We start from the raw sequence: 25,802 nt of genomic DNA on the forward strand, positions 1-25,802 counted from the left end.
TCATAGATATAAAAAAGGATATATGAAAGACTAAATGCAATTGTAAGTGTAAATTCAACTAGATTGTTGTGTAAGAGTCTTTTCTACTTAGCTACTTTGAAAGTGGAATTTAACTTTTCACTTCAGCCAGTGATTGGTACGATTGCCTTGCATTATTCTGGCTTTTTCTTTCTTATCTGTTATAATTATAAGAGGATCATATCCTAGCTTGTAGCCGATCGTAGAGGCCTGATCCATGCATACAGAAGAACTTCTTTATTACATTTTACTCTCATGTTTCTACGATCGTCCAGAAGATGGGATATTGCGGAAAAGAATCTCAACTTTTTACAGTACTGACTGATTTTCACAATTTCATCTGTTTCCGAGAACGATGATGTATTCCGGGAACATTAGCATGATTTTCTCCGCTCCATATGTGGTTCTTATGTTTATGCCGAGATATGGCTCATGACACCTTTTCATATGAATATCCATCTTATCGGATCTTTTTCATAAGATGTATGGTAGGAATGCTCGAATGTACCAGTGACTGGTACATTTTTTATTCGTCATATCCTGCTCGTCTATCAGCTTCATCACTTACCTTGCAAAGGGCATATGACAATACGCTGAATGAAATACATACGATTCCAATGATAAGGATTCATACATCGAAGACCTCTTTCCTTTGCACTAGTGACTGGTACAAAGACATAGAACTTACGCTTCTTCATAGACCAGACCTAATCTTTCCATCAATGTATCGATCTCTCGTTGGATCTTTTGAAACTGTGCATATTCGTCACGGAATTCGACGCCACGAAGTTTCGTCTCCAGTTTCTCCATGCTATTGACGATATCTGTCATGATATCCTCGATTGTTTCAATAGGGGGCGTATCTGTTCTGCTGTCCCATGCTTCACTTTCTAAGATTTCATCAACCTCTGTATCCTTCCTTTGATCTACATCCTCTATATCGATTTCTTGGATCTCATCGTATTCATCATAATAGAGTTGCTTTTCGATCGGCTGCTCTTGCGCATGCTTTGCTTCTTTGTAAGATTCCACCGCTTTCTTACTGTAGGTATCATGTTCGTTCAGAAATCGGCGTTGTTCCTCCTCATCCAGATCCACCAGTGTCACAGCTGCATCCAGAGGCAGTTCTTCTTTCCGGATGCTCTCTCTGACTTCCTCTGATGCATGATTCAGGATCTTTTCATAATTGGCTATCTGGGATTTCTTCAGCCCCATCTCACTTGCGATGATCGTCTGGATACGCCCCGGGATGTTTTCACCGGCCTCCTTCTTTGCTTTGTATATCTCTTTCAGTTCCTCGACAGCTTCCAGTTTTTCGGCATTCGTCAACGGATCATTTTCCATATTGTTCAAGATCAAACGTTTCCGTGCGTCTATATCACTCATCGTCAAGACCTTACAGGGGATATATTCATAGGTCCTATCTCCATATTCGATATTCCGCAGGATCGCAGAATATCGGCGTTCCCCTCCGATCAGTTCTACTTCGTATCTGTCATCTTCTATCTTTCGTACCAGAAGGTTATTTTCCAGACCGTCCTCCCGGATATCTTCAGCCAATTCATCGATTCTTCTTAATTCGCGATTTCGTTGTGGTCGCTTGATTTTAGTATAATGGATGTTCTTGATGTGATTGTCAAAGCCCAGCTTCTTTCCTGCAGAACTTTGCATGAATTCCCCGAGGATACTTTTCTTCGCCATATCATATCACCTCCAGTAATTCTGCCGTAAGTCTTTCATAGTCTCGGGCGGCTTTCGATGTATACCGATAGCGATAGGAGAGCGGTACCTGACGCTTTCTGGCTCTTCTTACTGCTATGTGATTCTCTCGGATAAAGGTATCAAAACACAAGATTCCGACATCCTTTTTCAAGGCTGTTAATAGATTCTCGGCAAATCTGCTGTCGTCAACCATCGTCGCCAAGACCTTACAGCGGATCGTATCCCCGAACAATGCCATCAATTCCAGGATCGTCGTCATGACTCCTTTCATGGAATCATCTTCCAGCAGAGTAGGGATGATGACTAAGTCACTGATCTTCAGTATCTCTGCGGTGAGCTTATTGAAATAGGGGGATGTATCGATGATGATGTGATCATAATCCTCTCGGACCGGTAATACCTGTTTTATCAAGATATTGTCCTGTACCTCTGTACTTGCAAGATAATCATTCCCTGGCAGGATATCCAAATCTTTGAATCTTGTTTTGTAGATACACTTCCGTACCGGCATCCATTGCAGCATCCCGATGACCGTTCTCTTATATTTTCTGCGTGTAAGACCTTCGGTCGCATTGCACTGTGGGTCTAGATCGATAAGCAGTACCCGCTTACCTTTCAGTGTGAGGTCATATGCTAGATTCTTAGCAGTCGTGGTCTTTCCACTGCCACCTTTTCTATTCGTTATAGCGATGATTTTATTCATTTCTGTTTCTCCTCTTTACGTTTCTGTTTTCGTTTTCGTTGTACCAGTGCGTGGTACCGCTAGACCCGTTTCTCTATTTCTATGAATTGCAGCAGCTTCTTGCTGTTTTTCTTTTTGGAAGGGGTCACCTTACTTTCTTCCACGATGATATAATCCTCCCGGATCTTCTTTAGAAGTTGTGTCCTTTCACTTTCGTGTACGAATTCTAACCGCAGGATCATCATGTCCTATCTCCCGCAAAACGTGGTACGAAGTATCCAAAACCATGTGATGGAAAATCATCCCGGACGATGTGATTCCGGATGCCGCAAACATCATGTACGAAGTTAAAATCATCTGCGGCCAATAAGTCATCCCAACGTACGTGGAACGTCTCATCTGCACTTTCAAGATCCATCATGATACTGAGAAGATCCTCCTCCATCTGTATGATCTGCAAATCCTTTGCACGCTCTATGATCAGCTCATATTGTTTTGTATGTGACATAATTTCATCTCCTCATGGTCTAATACTTCTATTCTTAAATTTATATATCCAAACTTATTCAATGCCTGTTTCACTGGCATATTCAACATCTTTGTGAGTTCCTCGTAAGATATTTCTTCAGTCTCACATTCACAATTTGCATTACGATCAAAATAAATCGTAAACTTATACGTGTGGGTTCTCTTTTTCATTCATAAAATTCTCCTTATTCCTTATCCCATAGACCCAGCTCTCGCTCTTTCGCTTCTTTCTCTGCTTTTTGCAATCTGCCGGTATACGTATACTCATCGTATAGGTACGCTACTTTGGCGTATCCCTTTCGTATGAGCTTTTCCTGCAGTAATTCATCATCTACGAACACCCACGCCAGACACCTTCCGTACTTATCGGTCTTTTCTTTTTCATATTCCAAACGGATCTCTTTTGCGCTGCTAAGGGCATCACATGTATATTGGCTTGCTTCTTTGCCATAGGGTTGTACCGGCGTGTTTGGCTTTTTCGTCTCCGGTGTATCGATGGCTAGGAATCGCACCGTCGTATCTTGCCCATCGATCATGAAATGGGCGGTATCGCCATCCGTACATTTTGTCAGCTTCACGCCTTCCTGTTCCAACGGCTGCAGTTTCTTCAATCCTGGTAATGCGGCTGATAGTATGATTGCCGATACGATGATGATACGTCTGATTTTTTTCATCATTTCCGTTTTTCCTTTCTATTCATGACGCTTTCACCTCTTCCAAGCATCTTGGAAGGTTTCCCACATGAAGTGATAGACGTTATGCAATCCTTTTTGTCGAATCCATTTCTGCATTTCAATATGTTGTGCATATCCGACACAGCCTTGATGTAAGTAGCGCAACATATGAAGTACAGCTGTTATCTTCTGTTTCCGCATAGGCATCTGACGAGGTAGGTCGTTCCGCTTTTTCCTTCCCCAGTATGATCGATCGTGAGGAACTCACAAACGTAACCCTCTTCTCGCAGGAGGGGTAATAATTCATCTCCGAGTTCTTTTGCGATCTTCCTTCCGATGGCACAATTACCGTATCTTTTCAGATGTGATAGTACCCATGCAGGGACACTTCCTGTCTTTGCTTTCTTCATGTCACACTACCTCCTTCTCCTGTTTCATCCAATTCGAACAGTGGCTCACTCATAACAGAAGTTTCCAAGGATCTCACGCAGCATCGCTTCCAGACGATATATATCCCTCGTCATCTTTATCTGCACATAGTCGATACTGTCGTCTTGCTTTGGCAGTTGTTTGAAACATTCTCGCAGGTGATACTGTAATTCCTGTTGATGCTCTTTCGTGTAGCTGCGCAGGCGAGCTTCTACCTCATCCCATGTGATCTTTTCATATGTACAGACACGCTCCAAATCATTACAGCTGTTTCCGTATCCACCGTCAAATTCGACAGTATTATATGTATTGATAAAAAAGTGTACACGCTCATGATCCTGATCTTCCATGATCACGCCATCCTCTGCCATCGTAGCTTTGATCCATGCTTCAAAGTAAAGAGGAACGTGCTGAAAAGCTTCCTGTATGCAGCGCTTCTGTGCATCCGTTTCCGCCTGTTGCAGTGCTTCCGTTTCTGTTAATGAGGTCGTATGATGTAGGTATAACGCCTCATTGCATCGCTGATACCACTGTTGTGCTGCTTCCGTCTCCTCATCTCCTCCACGATGCTCATCGGAAGAAACCAAGTCGTATACGAAGGATTCCAGGAGTTCGGAAACCTTCTGATCGTGCTGTGCTGCAGCTTTTACGAGCTGTTCTGCCTCTGTTGCCGTAAGTCTTAGTTTTATGCTGTATTCTTTCATGTTCTTGTCCTTCTTTCTTTCGTTTTCGTCAGCAAGGGGATGCCCCTCAAAAGGCTATTTAAGAGGAAACTTATGGTTGTCATACTTCTTCGAAAACACCCTTGCACAGATTTTTCAATGCTGCCTATTTTTTTGCAACTCCCTTATCTCTGCACATCTGAGTACATGCGCCACGGCTTGTTTTCAGCCGTTTTAGGAGTTGTTTCTTCGATATAGGTTTAGGCATACCTGCTAAATTAACGTATTTCTATAGCCCTCGTTTCCGCTTGTGTTTAGGTCACGGACACATCCAGATCACGTACTAGGTAATCCAGGGCTGTCTGTGCATACCCCATCCATTTTTCAAGCTGTTGTTGCCTTTGATAGGTGAGCCGTAGTCGATAGTCATCGGTTTCTCTTCTTTCCTTCAGCCTATCCATGTAATCTTTTAATAAGATCTTGAATCTGGAGGGATTCTGCTTGATATGCTGCAGGTCCCTCGTGACTAGAGATCTGTCGACCGCAAGGATATCGGCGATATCTTTGTTCTTCAGATGATGTACGTTCTTCAGTTCACATACTCTCGTTCTCCTTTCCAGGATCTCCTGCTGTTTGGGTGTTAGATTCGTCAGTGTATTCTTGCGTTTCCTTTTGGCATACTCTGATTTCTTCAACCACTTCCGCTTAAGTACTCTTAGCCTTTTTTGCTCAACCACCACGATATTCAGTTTTTCGATGATCTTCGCAATCGAACATTTGTGTCTCCCCGGCGATGGTCTGCAAACAGTTTCCACTTCCTTTTCAGACAAGGGCTGATGCATCTCCTTATTCAGCTCCATAGCAAGGTCGACCGATTCCTTGATCGTATATCCCGACCAGACGGCTCTTTCTCTTACAAGATATAGCAGCAACTCTCGGTATCCTTCATACTGGCAGTTATGATTCCTTAGGATGATCAGCTTTCGCATGTCTTCATAGAAATCTTTAAAATAAGGTTTCCTTGCCGATATGTCCTTTTTCACTTCCTTCTCCGGCTTTTTCTTTTTTTCCTTTTTCAGCCGATGTTGCTTGACCTCCATCACTGACCAGGGGAGCATTTCAATGAAATCCTGGATACGGTAATCCGTATCCTCATACTGCAGGATCCTTACCTGTCTTCCGGATTTACTGTTGATCGTACCGGGTAGTCGTATCACCTGCGTGATGAGCATCGCACCGGCATCGATGCATAATTCTTCAAAACGGATATAGAACGCCTTCATGATGGCTCTGTAGAGACCTTCCATATGGTAGGAACAGTGCTGGAATGCATAGATGACATAAAGACCACGACCGGAATCCATGACAGCAGTCGGAGGGAAGGGAAGCTTGTCCTTAATCTTCTTTTTATAAAATCTTTCAGCTTCCCAGTCCATAAACCTGTCATCCTTGTAATAGTCAAAATCCAATACCATAGCATTGATATGTCTGACATTACTGCCTGCTTTCTTAGGCTTATAAAAGCTATTGAGTGAGTAATAGACATCTTCCGCTTGAGCGCATATCATTTCTTCACATTGGTCCAGAAAGATAGAGGTCTGTAGCATATGATCATACATACATCGTTTTCCTTTATCCATCCGGATATGTTCGCAATCCTTCAGCAAAGCTTTTGCGCCGGCCGGAGTGATATGCAGCTGATTTACAGCCGTTTGCATATCCATACCTTTACATAAAAGAGACATCAGTTCTTCCAATCGTTCATACCTCGATTTTTCTTCCCAAGTGGTGAGGATGGAGGAATAACAGGTATCATCAGCACCGGCATGGATCTTTTTTATCAACTCAAGTCCCGGGACCATTCTTTACCTCCTCTCCATCCCCATCGAACACCCCCTGATCATTCAGAATATCCAATGTGTCGTCAAGCTTACTAATCAATGCTATATTTTCTCTGATGTCCTCAGGTAAGTCATCCCAAACATCATCTTTAGAAGCAAGGAACGCAAACTCAGGGTTTCTGGCAATGGCAAGTAAGATAACACGAACTAATTTTCCATAGGTATTGATATTTACTCGCGTTCTAAGCTCTTCCACTTGCTCCATTTCTTGCGGAGTGAAGTTAGAAACGATTCTTTTATTGCGTATAATGTCCGTTTTATCAGCCATATCCTTACCTCCGAATAACAAAAAAGTGGTACCCGACTATAAACTTTAAGGAAAGATTATAGTCAGATACCACAGATTTATAAAAAAACGAACTATTTGTCATAGTTCGTTAAATTTGTACATGGTGACGCGTACGGGATTCGAACCCGTGAATGCTTGCGTGAAAGGCAAGTGAGTTAACCGTTTCTCCAACGCGCCATACTTCTAACTGCCTGTATAGTATAACAAATAATATTCCATTACGTCAAGCGTTTTTTTTATTTTTTAGAAAAAACATTCCTTTTCACACCACGATTGCCTCAGGGAATACTATATACCACCGCCTATAAGAAACACACCTCGATTTATAAATGACTTATAATGTTATCCTGTTTTTGCATTCTCGATAGCATAGAGAAATCCTGCTTCGCTGCCGGTATTGGTTTCCAGTATTAACAGCATAAAGAAAGACCGAAAATCACAGGATTCCCGGTCATAGCTTTCTTTATTTATTGATGATATCCATGATGCTCTGGTAGTACGTATAACGCCCGTCAACATACTGTAATGACTCATAGGCAAGTGCTTTCGCCTTGTTGAAGTCAATGCTTTCATACACAGAAGCAAAACGGTAATAAATATAATCCTTAATCTGGTTGTCGCGCAGGATATAGCCGTAGCATTCATCACCATGACCGAAATCACCATGCTTGATATAAAGATCCGCTACATCCAACAGGATATTCAACTGATATTTCTCATACAGATCACTGTACTGGGATAGAACAGCGAATGCAAAATCCTCATAGAATTTTACATCATCATACTGCCAGCTTGGCAGAATCGCATATGCAAACTGGAAGAAATGCGCTACAAATGCATCCACATCCGCACCAATCAGATCACTAACGATTGCTGCATCGGTAATGTTTTTGCGCTGCCCGATCATCAGCAGCTTCTCACACACCTTGAATTCCTTCAGGTATTCCGCAGCATTTGCTTCTGCATCGTCTTTCATCTCAGCCTTCAGACATGCAGCGATATCCTTCTTCAGCTCTTTATAATCCATAGCCTTAACATCCATGGTATCTGCCACCTTTTCCAGAACGACAGAAATCAAGTCTGTATCGAAGCCGTCCTTATCATATGTGAAGCCTTTGTCTAATAGAGCGTTTCCATCAATGATGTTTTTCGCAATCTGCTTACTGTCTGCCTCATCAAGAAGGAATCTTGTGTAGTCTTCATATACATGCTGTACACCCATCGCCTGTGCCTTCTGAATCGCTTCGTCCAAAGACAATGCAGCATAGGCTTCCAGCTTTTCCTTATCAGCCTTTTTCGGTGCAGCTTTTTTCGCTGCCGGCTTTTTGACTGCCGGCTTTTTGACTGCCGGCTTCTTCTCTGCCTTCTTTTCCTCGCTCTTCTTCACAGCCTTTTTTGCTGCTGGCTCAGCCGCCTTCGCTGCTGCTGTTTTTCCCGCTGATTTTTTGGCAGCTTTCTTTGCAGGCTTCTCTTCAGCCTTTGCCGCTTCCTCTTTACTCTCTTCTTTTTTCACTGTTTTCTTTGCTGCAGTTTTCTTCGCTGCCGGTTTCTTCTTAGCCTCCGCTTTTGCTTCCGTCAGCTTTTCTTCAGCTTTTTCTGAAGCTTTCGCTGTCTTTGTTTCCAGCTTTACAGCTTCCTTTGTCTCAATTTTTTCCGGTGCAGGGGCTGTCGTCAGCTTTTCTGCCTCCTTGGCGGTTGTGATTTTCTCAACCTTTTTCGTTGTGATTTTTTCCGGTTCCTTCTCTGCGGTTATTTTCTTCGCTTCCGGCTCCGCTGTCAGCTTCAGCTGCTCCTGTGCCGCTTTTGTTTCAGTCTTAGCTGCAGCCTTTGTAGTTGCCTTTGCTGTCGATTTCTTAGTCAATGTTTTCTTTTTCGTAGTTTTAGCCATGTGTTTTACCCTCCGACTTTTTTACTTCTCTTTTCTCTTATGTTAATCGCAAAATACAGACGATATTCATTTCTTTTCAGAAAATCCCTTTTCATTATAGCACAACATGTCTGTATGGTTAAGGAAGTTTCCGTGTTTTTCTGCGTAAAATCTGTTTTTTTCGATTTTTTGCGGCATGTTTTCACACATTCCATCCAGAATTCATAAGAAATTCACACATTTGCTATATTTTTCTGAGATAATGTTTTTGTAAAATAAGACACGTAAAATGACTATGTCACTTGTAGTCTTATGCATAAAAGGAGGACACACACATGGAAGACTTTGAAGTATATGAAGAACATAATGAGGAAGAAACGAAACAGAATTCGTTCAATGAAAAAACACAGAACCCTGAAATGAACATGGATGCTTCCGGGCCAGCCCCGCAGAAGGATAGGAAGCCATCGTTTGTCAAACGACACCGCAATGCCTGCATTATCAGCGGATGTCTGCTGGTATCCATCGGAGGCGGCTTTGGAGGTGCCACACTGGCATATCAGCTGAGCAAGGGCGATGGAAATGGAACCGTTCTTTATCAGGCAGTTGAGAAAACCAATTCTTCCAAGAACAATACTGCAAATGCAACCAGTATGTCGGTTAAGGATATCGCAAACGAAGCAATGGACAGTGTTGTGGAAATCAAAACGGAATCCGTTTCCACAAATGAATATTTCCAGCAGGCGGTGCAATCCGGTGCCGGCAGCGGTGTCATTCTGAGCAAGGATGGATACATCGTGACAAACAATCACGTCATTGAAGGTGCAAGTAAAATCAAGGTGACAACCAAGGATGGAAAATCCTATGATGCCAAGCTGATCGGAACCGACGCATCCACCGATCTGGCGGTTATCAAAATAGAGGCAGCGAATCTGAAGCCGGCGGTCATGGGCAGCAGCTCCAAGCTGGAGGTCGGTGACACGGCGGTCGCTATTGGAAATCCACTCGGTGAGCTCGGCGGCACCGTAACAAGCGGCATTATTTCCGCACTGGATCGGGAGGTTACGATCGACAATCAGACCATGCACCTTCTACAGACAAATGCTGCCATCAATCCGGGAAATTCCGGTGGTGGATTGTTCAATGATCAGGGCGAATTGATCGGTATCGTAAACGCCAAGTCAAGCGGCTCCAATATTGAAGGGCTGGGCTTTGCCATTCCAATCGACCGTGCGAAGGATGTCATAACAAACCTGATTGAAAACGGTTATGTAAAGGGCCGTGCATCACTGGGGGTGACGCTGACGCTTGGCACCAGCAACAATCCGTTTAGCTCCGATACAAGCACACAGGTCTATATCAACAGTGTAGTAAAGGGCAAGGCTGCAGATAAGGCAGGCTTGCAGGCCGGCGATCAGATTTTAAAGGTGGACGACAAGGATGTGGAAAGCATCTCCGATGTGAAAACAGCCGTCAATTCCCACAAGGCAGGAGAAACGATGAAAATTACCGTGCTGCGGGATCGTTCTACAAAAACCTTTACCGTAACACTCGGTGAAGCAGATAATACAGCATCCTCTACGGATGAGGGCTCCTCTCAGCAGGCGCCAAACCAGAATCGCTGATTTCTATCATATCGCAGAAATACCGTACAGGCATCACTATAAAAGCAGTATCTAAACAGGCTTTTCCATTCCACCACGGATGGGAAAGCCTTTTCTATGTGCGGCAGCCCCGCTTGCTTCGATTTCCTTTCCTTTTATTGTATTTTGCAATGTGCTGCATACAATAAAAGCACAGATATAAAGAAACCTTTACTTTCAGGTGTTTATGAAAAGGGTAATCCAGCCTGCCATTGATACCTTCAATCGTTGGATTACCCTGTTTTATTTTCTCATACATGCATGCGTATGAAGGCTCTGCCTCCTGCACGCTTGCGACGATCAGCTACGCCCGCTTGTTTGAATCCATTCCCCCAGCTTAGGCAGCAGCGCATAAAATTCTTTGAGATTCTTAACCTTCCACTCCCAGTTGGGACTGCCAATCGTTCCCGGTGTATTCAGTCGCCCCTCACTCTTTAGGCCGAGAATATCACTCATTGGAAGAATTACAACATCGGCAGCACTATCCAGACAATAGCGAATTACCAGCTCATGGAACATCCGGTTATCATAACCGCAGTTATGGAAAAATCTGCGCAGAGCAATGCGGCGATTTTGTGTCAGCTGCTGATAAAAGCCCTCCAGTGTGTCATTATCATGTGTTCCCGTATACAAAATGATATGCTCCTTACGGGGTTTCTTGAGCAGCTTGGGCTGCAGCTCAAAGGAAATGACATTCATCCCCATCAAATCGTAATGGTCACGCAGCTTGCCAACCTGTCTGCGTAAATCGCCTAAATCCTCTGCAATCAGGCGAATATCCGGAAATCTGCGAAATACCTCATCGAAAAACTCATAGGAAGGTCCCATGATCCATTCCCCGTCCTTCGCAGTCGGACAGGATGCCGGTATTTTCCAATAGGTATCAAAGGCACGGAAATGATCCAGACGGATGATATCATACTGCTGCTGATTCCAGGCAAGACGCTCCATCCAAAAATCATAGTGATCCTTCTTCATCTGCTTCCAGTTATAGATCGGGTTTCCCCAGCGCTGTCCGTTTTCACTGAAATAATCCGGTGGTACCCCTGCGATATGACTTGGATTTCCCTGCGGATCCAGCAGGAAGTCCTCCTGATTCTGCCAGACATCCGCACTGTCAAGTCCGACATAAAACGGCAGATCTCCCATGATTTCCACACCATGTGCATTCGCATATGCTTTGACCTGATTCCATTGCTTATAGAAGATGAACTGCAGAAACTGCTCATAGCGGATTTCCTCCTCAAACTCCTTCAACGAAAAGCGCCGGTTGCGAATCCATTCCCGCTGTTCCTTTGGCCACTGTGTCCAGCTTGCCATTTGATTATGCTTCTTCAGCGTTATGAAAACAGCATATGGATACAGCCACTGAGCAGTGGAACAAAACAGCTGATATTCCTGAGAGAAGGTATCCTGCATTTTCAAAAAGGTCTTATATGCCTTTTTCAGATACGGTGCCTTGAAAGCACGCACGCCGTCATAGTCCACCGTTTCTGAAAATTTATTATAATTGCGAATAGAGCTTTGCTTGAGGAGTCCATAATCTGCTAATGTATCCACACTGATGTAGATTTCATCCCCTGCATATGATGAAAACGGCTGGTAGGGCGAATTCCCATAGCCTACAGGATTCAGCGGCAGAATCTGCCAGATGCGGATATGCTGCTTACTGATGGCATCTATGAGCCGATAGGTGTGTTTGCCGAAATCACCGATTCCCTGATTTCCCGGCAATGACGAAATAGGCATTAAAATTCCAGTTTGTCTCTCCATAATTCCTCCTATCTTAAGTTCCAGATGTCACGGTCATAATCCTCAATGGTACGTTTGCTGGAGAAGAAGGAGCTGCATGCGATATTGTGCAGCATTTTCTGTCCCCAAAGCTCTCGGTTTTCATAATCCTTCAGCATCTGTTCCTTACATGCTATATACTCTCTGGTATCCAGCAGTGTCATGAACCAGTCCTTGTTCAGCAGCTCCTGATAGAAACGATGCAGTGATTCCTGATCTCCTGTCGCAAGCATCTCCTCACCGATTATATAATCCACCAGCTCCTGCAGCATAGCATCCTGTTCATAGTAATCCCGTGAACAATAATCTGCCTTTTCATAATGTGCAATGACCTCTTCACTGCTCTTACCAAAGATATAAATATTATCCTCTTTCACCAGATCGGCAATCTCCACATTAGCACCATCCCTGGTCCCCAGCGTCAGCGCACCGTTTAGCATAAACTTCATGTTTCCGGTTCCGCTGGCCTCCTTGCTTGCCAGCGAAATCTGCTCAGATATATCACTTGCCGGAATGATGAGCTCCGCTTCACTCACATTGTAGTTTTCAATAAAGCAAACCTGCAGATACGGAGATACCTTGGCATCATGTGCGATGATATCCTGCAGACAGAGCAGCACATGAATGATATCCTTCGCGATCGTATAAGCAGGTGCAGCCTTAGCTCCGAAAATACAGGTGATCGGACGCATCGGCAGATTCCCCCTGCGGATTTCCTTCAGTTTATAAATAATCCACAGCGCATTCATCTGCTGCCGCTTGTATTCATGCAGGCGCTTGACCTGCGTATCAAAAATACTGTTGGGATTGATTGCCACCTTCTGCTTGTTTTGAATATGTGTACACCACTCCCGTTTCTTTTCCTGTTTAATTTCCTGCAGTCGTGCAATGACCTCCGCATCCTGAGCATAGGCATGCAGCTGTGCAAGGCGCTCATCCTGCCAGGTATCCATATGCAGCAGCTCCATCAGATACGTATACAGCTGTGTATTGCAGGCATGCAGCCAGCGTGTAAAGGTGATGCCATTGGTCTTGTTGTTAAATTTTTCGGGATACAGCGCATAAAAGGCATGCAGCTCGCTTTGCTTCAGTATCTCTGTGTGCAGCGCTGCAACCCCGTTGACGCTTTTCCCGAAATGAATATCCATATGTGCCATATGCATGCGATTGTCCGCATCGATCAATGCCACGGCAGCTGCACTGCTGCGCTGATCTGCTGCTGTATCCAGTGCCTGCAAAATGCCGCATAAATGCGGAACTACGGTTTCCAGATAGGACATCGGCCAGGTTTCCAGAGCCTCTGCCAGAATCGTATGATTGGTATACGCACACGTTTTTTCAACTATGCGCACCGCCTCCTTCATATGGATTCCCTCCTGCATCAGCTGATATATCAATTCCGGTATGATCAGGGATGGATGGGTATCATTGATCTGAATCACGGCATGCTCATACAGCCTGTGCAGATCATGCCCCAGCTGCTTCTGCTCCTCCAGAATCATATGTGCACCGCAGGCTACCATGAAATACTGCTGATAGATGCGAAGCAGTCTGCCCTGCTCATCACTGTCATCCGGATACAGAAACAGCGTCAGATTATGCTGAATATCCGTCTTGTCAAAATGGATTCCCTCCTTGACAATGGTTTCCTCTACGCTTTCCACGTCAAACAGATGCAGGCGGTTCTTTTTCCCATCGAAGCCGATAACATCCATATCATAGCGTACCGGCTGCAGCGTACAGTCGGGAAGCTTTACCTGAAAATCAACCGGCACCTTTTCAAACCAGCTGACCGTGTTGTCGATCCATGCATTTGGCAGCTCTGTCTGCTTATGATTATGAAAACGCTGCTCAAACAGACCGAAATGGTAATATAAGCCGATACCGTCGCCACACAGATTCAGCTCTGCTATGGAATCCAGAAAGCATGCGGCCAATCTTCCCAGTCCGCCGTTTCCAAGACTTGGCTCCTGCTCGATATCCTGTATTTCCTTCCATGTTCTTCCATATTCCGCGACGAGGGCCTTTACCTCGTTTAGTGCATGCATATGAATCAGATTGCTTGTCAGCATCTTTCCCAGCAAAAACTCCGCAGAAATATAATACAGCTTTCGCTCGGATACAATAGGCTCCATATTCGCCATCTGCTTACGCAGTGCGCTGTTGATTGCCTTGTATAGGGTTCTGGCAGTTGGCTTCTCACCGACTGCATCTCGTATATCCTGAATCAGTTCCTGTCTCATGAACGTCATAAATTGCCTCCTTTATACAAATATGTAAGCGTTTATCATTTATCAATATTTTAACACAAATCAATAAGGAATACGTTAAGAATTTAAAAAAAGTACAGTTTTTTCAATTTTCTGTACATTTTCTTCATTTTTTTGTGAATTCTGTGGAATCCGCATCATGTTTATACCCGTTTGGTATGGAAATCACAACGCTGCGTCCGCTTTCGCAAGATAAGCCTGCAGATATCCCTCTGCCATATGATAGATATAGCTTCGCATATCGATTTCCCCGTTTCGGATACACCAGTAATAGATGACACCACGACTCATAATCAGCAGTTCCTCCAGCAGCTTCTCGATATCCGTATTCGCTTTCAGACAGCGCTCCTTCACCGCACGCTGCAGCAGCAGCCGCAAGCCGTTTGGCAGTCCGCGCGCATTGGACGCAAAAAAAGCATTTCCATTATCAATCTGTGCCTTATATACATTTTTGATGCTGTCAATTCCCATCGTTTCCGCATAGCCGCACTGCTCACACAAATATTGTAAAATCGCTTCCAGCGGTGGCAACAGGCAGCAGGCAGGCAAGACATCGTTCATGAAGATAGCATCCACGTCTCGGTACAGCTCTACGATGATATCGGATTTCGTTTTAAAGTGATGATAGAAGGCACCGACGGATATATCCGCCTCCCTGCAGATCATGGTAATGCTGAGCTCATCAAAGGTATGCTCCCGCAGCAGTCTGGTACATACAGCAAGGATATTGGCACGCGTCTGCAGTGCCTGCTGCTTTCTGGTTTGTTTCTTCTCCATCCAAATGCCCTCCTATGTGAAGTATGACGCCAGCATGTGTTGCAGCACGGACGCTTTTCCAGGCGCTTTTTTATACTGTCCTTCACTCGATTTCCAGATGATTATACCACACCTCCCACATACATACAAATCCTTTCACCGAATGCGTTCTGTGGTATTGACAACGCTTACATTGCCTGTTAGAATGAAATTAGATATTGACCGAATGCATTCGGTAAGGAGGACTTTATGACACATCATCGAGAATTGTTTCAACCGACAAGCATTGGATCCTGTACGATAAAAAACAGGATTTCCATGGCACCGATGGGACCTGTCGGATATGCGGATTCCTTCGGCGGATTCAATCAGCGGCTGCAGGACTATTACGTTGAGCGTGCAAAAAACAACGTTGGTCTGATTATCACCGGAATCTGCTCTGTCGATATGAGTATCGAGGGCATCCCTGCTAACGGACTGCCATGTCCGACAAGCAATCCGCTGGCTTTCATTCACAGCACCTATAGCATGAACGACCGCATCCATGCACATGGCTCTAAGATTTTTTTACAGCTGACCGGCGGTCTGGGGCGCAGTGCCCTGCCCGGCTTTACGGCAAAGCATATCGCACCAAGTGAAAATACCAATCGTTTTGACCCGCGTATTACACACCGTGAAATGACCAAAGAGGAAATCATGAACCTGATCAAACGCTTTATCGAATCTGCGGCGATTGCGAAAAAGGCAGGCTTTGACGGTGTGGAAATCCATGCGGTTCACGAGGGCTATCTGCTGGATCAGTTTGCGATTGCTTTATTTAATAAACGCAGTGATGAATTCGGCGGTTCTCTGGAAAACCGTCTGCGTGTTGCTACGGAGATTGTCAAGGGAATTAAAAAGGTTTGCGGACCTGACTTTCCTGTATCGTTGCGCTACAGTCTGAAGAGCTGTATGAAGGGACTTCGTCAGGGAGGTCTGCCGCAGGAGGAGTACGAAGAGGCCGGAAAGGATATCGAGGAAGGCATTGAAGCAGCGAAAATACTGGTTCAAGCCGGCTATGATGCATTGAATGTTGATGCGGGAACCTATGATTCCTGGTACTGGAATCATCCGCCAATGTATTTTGAAGATGGCATGTACCGCGAATTTGGAAAGATTCTGAAAAAAGAGGTCAGCGTACCGATCATTCTGGCAGGACGAATGGATGATCCGGATATGGCTGTGGCAGCATTGCAGGATTGCTGTGATATCATCAGCTATGGCCGTCCGCTGCTGGCAGATGCTGAATTCGCAGAAAAGGTCAGAACCGGAAGAACAGACGAAATCCGGCCATGTCTGGGCTGTCACGAGGGATGTCTGGGAAGAATTGCCAATGGTCCGATTTGCTGTGCAGTAAATCCGGCCTGCGGACGAGAGGAAATTTACGGTATCTCTGCAGCCTGTACAAAGAAAACCGTACTCGTCATCGGCGGCGGTGTTGCAGGGCTGGAAACAGCACGGGTTTGTGCTCTCAGGGGACATTCCGTCATTCTGTGTGAAAAAAGCGATCAGCTGGGAGGTAACCTGATTCCCGGCGGAGTACCGCATTTTAAACGCTATGACCGCAAGCTGATCTCCTATTACAAGCGACAGCTGGAGCTGCTGCAGGTCGATGTCCGCTATCATCATGAGGTTACCCCGGATACCATCGACAGCTATCATGCGGATGTCATTGTATGTGCCAGCGGTTCAACACCAAGACATATGGAGGTTGAAGGACCTCTGCAGGTTGCGAGTGCAGATGAGGTGCTGCTGGGACAGAAGAACATCCGTGGCAATGTTGTCATCATCGGTGGCGGACTTGTCGGCTGTGAAACAGGAATCTGGCTGGCACAGCAGGGCAGCCATGTCACAGTTGTAGAAATAGCGGATGACATTCTGGGTGGAGCTGGTGCTCTGCCGCATATGAATCACTTCATGCTGGAGGATCTGATCACCTACCACAAGATCGATGTGCACACCAAATCCAGCGTTGTGAAATCTAGCGATGAGGGCGTTGTCATTTCCACGCCACAGGGTGAAAAGCTGCTGCCTGCGGATGGCATCATCACCTCCATCGGCTACGTTGCAAATAATAGAATTTATGAGGAATTGAAGGATATGGACATTCCGGTATACAATATCGGAGACTCCAACCGGGTACACAATATTATGTATGCCATCTGGGATGCCTACGAGCTTGCCAGAAACATCTGATACAGTATAGAGAAAAACGGGTCAATGCGACCCGTTTTTGCTATTTTCTTGACCCTAATAATAATTTAGATTTCCGCTTTATCCCAAAGCGACATCCATGATCATCATAATCAGAAACCCGATCATGACACCGTAGGTTCCGGCATGGGAATGCGCATCCAGATTTGCTTCCGGAATCAGCTCCTCCACCACCACATAGATCATGGCACCAGCCGCAAAGGACAGCAGCCAAGGCATAGCTACCGTAGCCCCGCCGACGATTGCAACCGTAGCAATACCCGCAATCGGTTCGACGATACCGCTCAATGCACCATACAGAAACGATTTCGCACGGGAGCAGCCCTCCTTGTACAGCGGTAAGGAAATGGCAGCACCCTCTGGAAAATTCTGCAGGCCGATTCCGATGGCCAGTGCGATAGCGGCAGCCAGCGTTGTAGAGGCTCCTGCTGATGTGGATAAAGCAAAGGACAGACCGACTGCCATGCCCTCAGGAATGTTATGCAGTGTAACGGCAAAGACCAGCATCGTCGTTCTCTTCAAGGAACTCTTCGGACCCTCGGGAACATCACTTCCCGGATGCAGATGCGGCAATGCCTTGTCCAGCGCCAGCAGAAACAGACCGCCTAATACAAAGCCGCCGCCTGCCGGCAGCCATTCCGGCATTCCCAGCTCCTTTGCCTGCTCCATGCTGGGAATCAACAGGCTCCAGACGGAAGCCGCAATCATCACACCTGCCGCAAAGCCGAGAAAGGCGGACTGCATCCCCTGCTTCATTTCCTTGCGAATCAAAAATATTGTCGCTGCACCCAGTGCGGTCATCAAAAACGTAAACCCGGTTCCAATAGCCGCCAGTATATATGGATTTGTAATTGTCATAAAATCACCCTCTTCTCTATTATTGTAGCTGTCTTTATTATAAAGGATACACTTTCTTTTCGCCATTCATATGTCTCGGAAATCTTGTGATTCATTTTAAAACGCTTACTTATGCTGTATTTCCCTCGTATTCACATAAGAATACAAAAGCTATGCATACTGCTTTGACTGTCTGAAAGCATGTGGAATCACCTACCCCCTAATCATTTGCTTTATGACATATAGGCAGGCTCCACTTGGATGGCATCATAAACTTATGATCGTTCATCGCTCACTGGCTAACTTCTGAGAGACCCCGCACATACACCAAGAAATACTATGGCTATCAATTCCCCACAGCCTACTTTCCCCTTATGATTTTGCAGTATACCGATTTCCTTTATGCAAAAGCAATGGATCGTAACACCCGCTCCAACAGAAAATAAAAAGCTTGGCAGAAAACGCTTGCAAAAAAAAATTCAGTATGTTAGTATCTGTATGTGGGTAGTTATTACGTCATGGTAAGCTAAACCTACAGATATGCAAGTAGTTTTTTGGGACATTTGTATATGTGTAGGTTTTTTTTATTGAAAGAAGGGTATGAAATGAAAATACATAAGGTGATTAACAACAATATTGTCATCGTTCTGGACGCAGCAGAAAAAGAGCTGATTCTCATGGGACGCGGCATCGGATTCAAAAAGCATCCGGGTGATCAATTTGATGAACGCATGATTGAAAAGAAATTCACGATGGCCTCAAAAGAGCAAAGCGGTCACCTTAGTGATCTGCTAAATGAGATTCCCCTTCAGGAAATGGATGCGGCTGTAACCATTATGGAAACAGCGCTGCAAAAGCTAAACAAAAAGCTCAATGAAGGTACCATCATCTCACTTAGCGATCACATCCATACCTCCATTGAACGCAGCAAGGACAACATCTTTGTCAAAAATGTTCTGCTGTGGGAAATCAAAAAGTTTTATCCGGAGGAATATCAGATTGGCAAAACCGCACTGCATATCATTCAGGAGAAGACCGGAATCCTGCTGCCAGAGGATGAGGCTGGTTTTATTGCCCTGCATATCGTGAATGCGCAAATGGAGGATTCTGTCGGAGATATGTATGGATTGACAAAGGTCATGCAGGAAATCATCCACATCATTAAGTATACCTGTCGGGTGTCCTTTGATGAGGAATCTGTATACTATTACCGTTTCATCACCCATCTGAAATTTTTTGCACAGCGGCTTCTGACACATACCACCTGCCATGAGGAGGGCAATGATAAGCTGCTGGAGGTCGTGCGGGAGCAATATCAGGAATCCTATCAGTGCGTCCGCAAAATCACGGATTTCATTGTTCGCAATTATGATTACTGCCTGTCCGGTGAGGAACAGCTGTATCTGACGATTCACATCGAACGAATTGTTAAAAAATCAAAGTAATTCCGCTTCATACCAGAAGCTGGATATAGATTACAGAAAGGAGGGTCGTACAGTACAAGCAGCACATTTTGGGTAGTTACATTCAGTTGGCTAAACCTTCAATTTCATATTCACATTTAATTTAGAAAATGGAGGTAAAAAAATGGGAAAATATGAGCAACTCGCAAACGATATTATCAAGCATGTAGGAGGAAAGGAAAATATCCTTTCGCTGGTACACTGTATCACGCGTCTTCGCTTTCAGTTAAAGGATGAAAGCAAGGCTGATGATGACATTCTGAAAAATATGGAGGGTGTTGTCACTGTTATGAAATCAGCCGGACAGTATCAGGTCGTTATTGGCAATCATGTGCCTGCAGTTTATGCAGATGTGTGTGAAGCAGCAGGCATTACTGTCAGTACACAGGAGGAAACAAGGGAACACAAGAATGTTTTTGACGCTCTTATTGATACGATTTCGGGAATCTTTCAGCCGATTCTGAGCATCATGACCGCAGCTGGTATGCTAAAGGGTCTAAATGCCTTGTTTCTGGCACTTGGATGGTATACGGATACCAGTGGTACTGCCATTTTCATGAATACGATTGGAGATGCCCTCTTCATGTATCTTCCGATTATGCTTGGCTACACATCCGCAAAGAAATTCGGCTTAAAGCCGTTTGTCGGATTGGTGATCGGTGCAGCGCTGTGCTATCCTGCAATACAGCAGTCCACGCTTTCCGGAGGAGGAGAACCGCTGTATACACTGTTTGCCGGCACCTTGTTTGAATCCCCTGTATACATGGATATCTTTGGTATTCCTGTTATCACAATGGATTATACATCTTCTGTCGTGCCGGTTATTTTAATTTGTTTCTTTGCTTCAAAATGTCAGAAGCAGTTGAATAAGCTGATTCCGGAAACATTAAAATTCTTCTTTGTGCCGATGTTCACCTTATTTATTGCGCTGCTGTGCGGCTTTATCGTCATTGGCCCGATTGCAACCTTCGCATCCAATCTGATCGCCGAAGGTATTATGAATGTAAGAAACTTCTCTCCTATGCTGGCTGGCGCACTTGTCGGAGGCTTCTGGCAGGTACTGGTCATCTTCGGATTGCACTGGGGTTTCATACCGATCTATATCAATAATATTGCGACAATGGGCTTCGACAATGTTATGATGCCATTCTTTGGCGCAACCTTTGCACAGACAGCTGTCGTAATTGCCATGCTGATCAAAACACGCGATAAGAAGCTGCGAGCGCTGTGTGTACCGGCAGCTATTTCCGGTATCTTCGGAGTTACAGAGCCTGCAATTTATGGAATCACATTACCTAGGAAAAAGCCATTTATCATCAGCTGTATCGCCTCCGCCATCGCTGGTGCCTATTTCGGATTTGCAAATCTGAAGGAATTCATCATGGGCGGTCTTGGCATCTTTGAATTCCCTGCTATGATTGATCCTGCGACAAACAATATGGATTCCCTGTATGTTGGTATCATTGGTGCTATTCTTGCCATGCTTGTCGGTTTTATTTTAACGATGCTGTTCTTTACGGATGACAAGGCTGCAGATACAATCAAAGCAAAGGATGCCTCTGTATCCGAAGAGTTGCTGGATAAGGAAATCATCGCCATGCCATTGCACGGAGAAATCCTTCCTTTATCCAATGTGAAGGATGCGGCCTTTTCTCAGTGGATTCTGGGTAAGGGACTTGCCATTGAACCGGATCAGGGAGAAGTTGTCTCTCCGGTAAACGGTGTTATCACCACCCTGTTTCCTACCTATCATGCGATCGGTATCACAGCAGACAGCGGTGTGGAAATACTGATTCATGTCGGCATGGATACCGTACAGTTGGAAGGAACGCATTTTCATCCTGTAATCCAACAGGGAGAGCGTGTCACGGTCGGACAAAAGCTGCTGGAATTTGATATGGAAGAAATTCGTAAGGCAGGCTATTCGCTGATCACCCCGGTCGTCATCACAAACAGTAGTCAGTATCTGGATATTCTGGAAACCGGACTGAAAAGCAGTGAGGAGCTTCTAACAGTCATTCGCTGATGTTGTTAGAACAATCAGATCGTTTGAAGCCGACAGGCTTAACAATTACATATATAGAAACACACGCACAAGGCGTGCAGGATTGGAGGCAGTTATGAAAAAATTTCCGGAAACATTTTTATGGGGCGGTGCCACTGCGGCGAATCAGTATGAAGGCGCATATCAGGAAGGTAACAGAGGATTATCCAATGTTGATTTCATTCCATATGGTGAGCTGCGCTTTGCGGTAGCGAGTGGTGCTTTGGACCCTAAGTGCTTGCCGGCAACAGCACGCTTTCCTTCACGGGAAGCGATTGACGGTTATCATCATTATAAGGAGGATATCGCCCTCTTTTCAGAAATGGGCTTTCGCGTATACCGATTTTCTATCAGCTGGTCACGCATTTTTCCAAAAGGCGATGAGTTAACACCAAATGAGGAAGGACTCCGCTTTTATGAGAGTGTTATAGAGGAATGTCGCAGATATAACATAGAGCCACTCATCACAATCAATCACTTTGATGTTCCTCTCCACCTGATTGAGACATATGGTTCATGGAGAGAGCGCAGGATGGTAGACTTTTATCTGCGACTGTGTGAGACACTGTTTACGCGCTTTAAGGGAATGGTTCGCTACTGGATCACCTTCAACGAGATCAATATGATTCTGCATATGCCATACATGGCCGCCGGATTAAGCTTTGCAAAGGATGAAAACAAAGAAGCAGTATGCTATCGGGCAGCACATCACGAGCTGATTGCCAGTGCTCTTGCGGTTGCTTTAGCACATCGCATAGACCCGAATAATCAAATTGGCTGTATGCTTGCGGCAGGCAATATGTACCCATATTCCTGTAAACCGGAGGATGTAATGGAGGCACTGTTAAAGGATCGTGAAAACTATTACTTCCCGGATATACAGGTTCGCGGCTATTATCCTTCCTATGCCCTGAAGGAGCTTGCACGAAAGCAGATACAGCTTCCGCTTCTGGAGGGGGATGCGGAAATCTTAAAGCAGGGCTGTGTAGATTTTGTTTCCTTCTCTTATTACAACAGTGGCGTTGCCAGTGCTGATCCTAAGCTGCAGGCTACAGCAAAGGGAAATGTCTTCCCATCCATTGAAAACCCGTATCTGCAGGCAAGTGAATGGGGATGGCAAATCGATCCCCTTGGATTACGAATCACCCTTAATGCTCTATATGACCGCTATCAGAAGCCACTATTTATCGTTGAAAACGGGTTAGGCTCCAACGATGTATTAAGCCATGACAGTGTTGAGGATACGTATCGCATCGGCTACCTGCGAGAGCATATTCGTGCCATGCGGGATGCTGTCTGTGAGGATGGTGTGGATCTGATGGGCTATACAACATGGGGCTGCATCGATCTGATCAGTGCGAGCACCGGAGAAATGCGGAAACGCTACGGTTATATCTATGTAGACAAAGACGAAGACCATAACGGCACGCTAAAGCGTTATAAAAAGAAATCCTTCTCCTGGTATGCCCACGTGATTCAATCAAATGGTGAGAACCTATAGTAAGCATTGTATGCTCCGGGTATCTGCAAGCGAGCGGTAAGGTATTCCAGAGTACACCGTTGTATTCCAAAAAAATCAATGCAGGGCTTCTATAACCTCCAATCCCCTTGCCCAGACAGACAGCATAGCCATTGCAAGCTGTAAAAGCTCAACCATAAGGCAAAATAAAAGGTAATCCAAGCTATTGTATATCAATAGGAATTCGGATTACCTTTTTCATAAACGCCGTAAGCTGAAAATAACTTCATTTCGCACTTGCTTTCCTCACGACATATTCTGTATGCAGCGAAAAAACGCTAAGCATGCTTCTCTGCCATAGCAAAGTGATAGGACAGCAAATCCTTTAACAGCTCGATGGAAGCATTCATCTGATCCTCATCCATCGTCTGTATGATCTTGAAATTTTTCAGCAGCATGCTCTCATCCAGCTGATACTCCTTACTCAGATACCTCGCCCACTTATCGGCATCCTCCATCTGCTTCATGGCAAGCACGCCTTCACTGACGATAACACAGTGGAAATCACCGCGCTGTACCGGAACCGCCCATTTGATCAGACCGGCATGACAGGAATACACACACTCATGATCAATTTTTCTCGCATTCTCATACGTTTCCTCTGTACATTCTTCACATTTTTTCAAAGCCTTACTGCTGGATTTCAAGCACTTACAGAAATAATTCTTCTCCGAAGCACTCTGAATCACGGTATTGTCATACACAACATAGCTGCGCAAGCCGGTGATATTTTGATAATCCTTTAAGGCATGTTTGATGATTTCTTTTGTTTCCATTATCCATACTCCCTTTTCTATTGTTTATATAGTACAATAGTAGCATACTTCAGGAAAAACTTCTACAGGAAGGTGAAGAAATATCATCCTTTTGTAAACGTTTCCAGCTCCTGAAATCCCAGCCAGATCTGCATAGATTTTATGCTTGCAATCTCTGAATTTCGCAGCTGTGTAAAGACAGTGTTATCCTTCCAGAAATGCATTGGTATTAAAACATCGCATGAGGCATATTGAAGAAAAGCCCGTACTCCCTTCAGCGCACGCTCTTTCAATCGGGGATCAACCGGTACAAAGGCGACGTCAAAATGCATCCCTTGTATGCTTTGCAGCTCCCGGAAATAGCGCTCCTTCATCTCTGCACTCTCCTGCGGCGTATCCTCATCACCCCAATCCCACCAGTTGAGATCACCGGCATGATAGATACAGCTCCCCTGAACACGCACCAAAAAAGCAACACCCGCATCCGTGGAAGCAAGCGTGCGAAGCTTCAAATCATCCACCGTATAGCACTGTCCTGCTTCTACCTGTATATGGGGATGTGCAGTTACAATATCACTTGATAACATCCATGTAGTCTGCGTATGCTTCAGCTTAAAAATCCTGTTGCTGTAGTGATCGGCATGCACATGACTGGCAAACACATACAATGGCTTATCCTCTTTCAGCTTTGGCAGCTTCCCCCTGTAATAGTCAAACAGCAGATAACAGCAATCCAGCTCTACCAGAAAACAGCTGTGTGTAATATAGGTTATGTTCATCAACCGATCCCCTCTTTCCATAAGGCTATCATAATGCACAACGTGCAGCTTTGCAAGTGGGAAACCCAACGTATTCAACTTGTAAAAGGAAACTGCATACACTATAATAATGGAAAAGAAAGGATCTGATACTATGGAGCTTAAAGAGATACAGACAAATCAACTGCACAGCGACACATTCACGATGATCGGAAAGGAATGGATGCTGGTAAGTGCAGAAAGGGATGGTGTTGTAAACACCATGACGGCTTCCTGGGGAGGCATGGGAATTCTATGGAACAAGATGGTTTCTTTCGTATTTTTGCGCCCGCAGCGCTACACCAAGGAATTTATCGATCAGCAAGAGCGCTTTACCCTTACCTTTTATGATGAGGAGTATCGCAAAACACTTTCCTATCTTGGCACGGTCAGTGGCAGAGAGGAGAAAAAGATTGAAAAAGCTGGTCTGCATACCGCCTTTGTTCATGATGCCCCTTATTTTACAGAAGCAAACACGGTACTCGTGTGCCGTAAGCTGTATGCACAGGAAATGCAGGAGGACTGCTTTCTGGATGCCGCTTTGATTGAGAAAAATTATCCGCAGAAGGATTATCATACCATGTATGTTGCTGAAATCGAGCACGTCTATCAAAAATAGCTGTACCATCACTTACAGCAGGAGGCATAGAAAAAGAGCATTCGTCTTTTTCGATCCTTCTTACTTTAGGGTGTTTATGAAACAGAGAATTCAGCTTCTACTGATGAACGCCATCGTTTTGAATCCTCCGTTTCAGGTTATACCCGCAAGCGTGTAAGAACCTCTTTTTCTGCTTCTCATCCGTTTCACAGTAAATCAAACAAGGAGCTGTAAAAGCAAGAGCGCATCTATCTGCCCTCTTATATATACCGGCTCCTTTTTTCATTGATAAAAGAAAAAGGAA

At 44.8% G+C, this 25,802-nt stretch carries 22 protein-coding genes and 1 tRNA gene; 6 read left to right on the plus strand and 17 right to left on the minus strand.

All coding sequences use genetic code 11. The features are described from left to right. Nucleotides 1-702: 702 nt before the first annotated feature. The 11 genes from NE665_RS10340 to NE665_RS10390 form a co-directional block, all read right to left on the minus strand. Nucleotides 703-1,719: a ParB N-terminal domain-containing protein gene (locus tag NE665_RS10340; RefSeq protein WP_168388957.1), complete on the minus strand. Its 1,017-nt coding sequence runs from the start codon at nt 1,717-1,719 to the stop codon at nt 703-705. Between the two features lies 1 nt (nt 1,720). After that, nucleotides 1,721-2,443 carry a ParA family protein gene (locus NE665_RS10345; protein ID WP_117445067.1) on the minus strand — a complete coding sequence of 241 codons (723 nt, stop codon included), beginning with the start codon at nt 2,441-2,443 and terminating at the stop codon, nt 1,721-1,723. Between the two features lie 59 nt (nt 2,444-2,502). After that, nucleotides 2,503-2,667, minus strand: coding sequence for a hypothetical protein (locus tag NE665_RS10350; RefSeq protein WP_009270397.1), 165 nt, complete (start codon nt 2,665-2,667; stop codon nt 2,503-2,505). Then, entirely contained in the window at nt 2,664-2,930 is a 267-nt protein-coding gene (locus NE665_RS10355; RefSeq protein WP_117445068.1) for a hypothetical protein, read from the minus strand. Before NE665_RS10355 ends, NE665_RS10350 begins: the two co-directional genes overlap by 4 nt. Before the next feature lie 205 nt (nt 2,931-3,135). Continuing rightward, the gene (locus NE665_RS10360; protein ID WP_009270394.1) at nt 3,136-3,627 is read right to left on the minus strand and encodes a thermonuclease family protein; all 492 of its coding nucleotides are present in this window, start codon (nt 3,625-3,627) and stop codon (nt 3,136-3,138) included. Nucleotides 3,628-3,806: 179 nt separating this feature from the next. Continuing rightward, nucleotides 3,807-4,034, minus strand: coding sequence for a hypothetical protein (locus NE665_RS10365; protein ID WP_117445070.1), 228 nt, complete (start codon nt 4,032-4,034; stop codon nt 3,807-3,809). A gap of 45 nt (nt 4,035-4,079) precedes the next feature. Continuing rightward, nucleotides 4,080-4,757 (minus strand): hypothetical protein, encoded by a 678-nt coding sequence (locus NE665_RS10370; RefSeq protein ID WP_217780631.1) that lies wholly within the window; start codon nt 4,755-4,757, stop codon nt 4,080-4,082. Between the two features lie 272 nt (nt 4,758-5,029). Beyond that, nucleotides 5,030-6,577: a hypothetical protein gene (locus NE665_RS10375; RefSeq protein WP_168388954.1), complete on the minus strand. Its 1,548-nt coding sequence runs from the start codon at nt 6,575-6,577 to the stop codon at nt 5,030-5,032. Then, on the minus strand, nt 6,561-6,884 hold the full coding sequence (locus tag NE665_RS10380; RefSeq protein WP_117444925.1) for a hypothetical protein: 324 nt from the start codon (nt 6,882-6,884) through the stop codon (nt 6,561-6,563). Before NE665_RS10380 ends, NE665_RS10375 begins: the two co-directional genes overlap by 17 nt. Nucleotides 6,885-7,006: 122 nt before the next feature. Beyond that, nucleotides 7,007-7,082: transfer RNA gene (locus NE665_RS10385), tRNA-Glu, on the minus strand. A gap of 286 nt (nt 7,083-7,368) precedes the next feature. Beyond that, nucleotides 7,369-8,793 (minus strand): neurofilament protein, encoded by a 1,425-nt coding sequence (locus NE665_RS10390; protein WP_117444924.1) that lies wholly within the window; start codon nt 8,791-8,793, stop codon nt 7,369-7,371. Between the two features lie 314 nt (nt 8,794-9,107). Here NE665_RS10390 and NE665_RS10395 point away from each other — a divergent pair, with 314 nt between their 5' ends. After that, the gene (locus tag NE665_RS10395; RefSeq protein WP_117444922.1) at nt 9,108-10,397 is read left to right on the plus strand and encodes a trypsin-like peptidase domain-containing protein; all 1,290 of its coding nucleotides are present in this window, start codon (nt 9,108-9,110) and stop codon (nt 10,395-10,397) included. 318 nt (nt 10,398-10,715) lie between these two features. On the opposite strand, the gene malQ is transcribed toward NE665_RS10395, so the two are convergent. The 3 genes from malQ to NE665_RS10410 form a co-directional block, all read right to left on the minus strand. Then, nucleotides 10,716-12,188 (minus strand): 4-alpha-glucanotransferase, encoded by a 1,473-nt coding sequence (gene malQ / locus NE665_RS10400; protein ID WP_117444920.1) that lies wholly within the window; start codon nt 12,186-12,188, stop codon nt 10,716-10,718. Between the two features lie 8 nt (nt 12,189-12,196). Next, nucleotides 12,197-14,458 carry a glycogen/starch/alpha-glucan family phosphorylase gene (gene glgP, locus NE665_RS10405; RefSeq protein WP_118654645.1) on the minus strand — a complete coding sequence of 754 codons (2,262 nt, stop codon included), beginning with the start codon at nt 14,456-14,458 and terminating at the stop codon, nt 12,197-12,199. A gap of 183 nt (nt 14,459-14,641) precedes the next feature. After that, nucleotides 14,642-15,253 carry a TetR/AcrR family transcriptional regulator gene (locus tag NE665_RS10410; protein WP_117444918.1) on the minus strand — a complete coding sequence of 204 codons (612 nt, stop codon included), beginning with the start codon at nt 15,251-15,253 and terminating at the stop codon, nt 14,642-14,644. 228 nt (nt 15,254-15,481) lie between these two features. On the opposite strand from NE665_RS10410, the gene NE665_RS10415 reads away from it, so the two are divergent. After that, nucleotides 15,482-17,467 carry an FAD-dependent oxidoreductase gene (locus tag NE665_RS10415; protein WP_117444917.1) on the plus strand — a complete coding sequence of 662 codons (1,986 nt, stop codon included), beginning with the start codon at nt 15,482-15,484 and terminating at the stop codon, nt 17,465-17,467. A gap of 78 nt (nt 17,468-17,545) precedes the next feature. Here the strand turns inward: NE665_RS10415 and NE665_RS10420 are convergent, their stop codons facing one another. Continuing rightward, nucleotides 17,546-18,343 (minus strand): ZIP family metal transporter, encoded by a 798-nt coding sequence (locus NE665_RS10420; protein WP_117444916.1) that lies wholly within the window; start codon nt 18,341-18,343, stop codon nt 17,546-17,548. 584 nt (nt 18,344-18,927) lie between these two features. On the opposite strand from NE665_RS10420, the gene NE665_RS10425 reads away from it, so the two are divergent. The 3 genes from NE665_RS10425 to NE665_RS10435 all read left to right on the plus strand — a co-directional run bounded on the left by NE665_RS10425 (nt 18,928) and on the right by NE665_RS10435 (nt 23,330). Beyond that, nucleotides 18,928-19,767 carry a PRD domain-containing protein gene (locus NE665_RS10425; protein WP_117442914.1) on the plus strand — a complete coding sequence of 280 codons (840 nt, stop codon included), beginning with the start codon at nt 18,928-18,930 and terminating at the stop codon, nt 19,765-19,767. Nucleotides 19,768-19,909: 142 nt separating this feature from the next. Beyond that, nucleotides 19,910-21,811 (plus strand): beta-glucoside-specific PTS transporter subunit IIABC, encoded by a 1,902-nt coding sequence (locus tag NE665_RS10430; RefSeq protein ID WP_117442915.1) that lies wholly within the window; start codon nt 19,910-19,912, stop codon nt 21,809-21,811. Nucleotides 21,812-21,905: 94 nt separating this feature from the next. Next, the gene (locus NE665_RS10435; protein ID WP_117442916.1) at nt 21,906-23,330 is read left to right on the plus strand and encodes a 6-phospho-beta-glucosidase; all 1,425 of its coding nucleotides are present in this window, start codon (nt 21,906-21,908) and stop codon (nt 23,328-23,330) included. Nucleotides 23,331-23,626: 296 nt separating this feature from the next. Here NE665_RS10435 and NE665_RS10440 read toward each other — a convergent pair whose 3' ends face one another. Further along, complete coding sequence (locus NE665_RS10440) at nt 23,627-24,124, minus strand: PocR ligand-binding domain-containing protein (RefSeq protein WP_117442917.1); 498 nt, start codon at nt 24,122-24,124, stop codon at nt 23,627-23,629. A gap of 83 nt (nt 24,125-24,207) precedes the next feature. Next, on the minus strand, nt 24,208-24,882 hold the full coding sequence (locus NE665_RS10445; protein ID WP_117442918.1) for an MBL fold metallo-hydrolase: 675 nt from the start codon (nt 24,880-24,882) through the stop codon (nt 24,208-24,210). 133 nt (nt 24,883-25,015) lie between these two features. Between NE665_RS10445 and NE665_RS10450 the strand changes: the two genes are divergently transcribed. After that, a complete protein-coding gene (locus NE665_RS10450) occupies nt 25,016-25,519 on the plus strand; it encodes a flavin reductase family protein (RefSeq protein ID WP_117443004.1) in 504 nt (167 codons plus the stop codon). Nucleotides 25,520-25,802: the final 283 nt, after the last annotated feature.

The organism is Clostridium sp. DFI.1.208 (assembly GCF_024463855.1).
Classification (GTDB): domain Bacteria; phylum Bacillota_I; class Bacilli_A; order Erysipelotrichales; family Erysipelotrichaceae; genus Clostridium_AQ.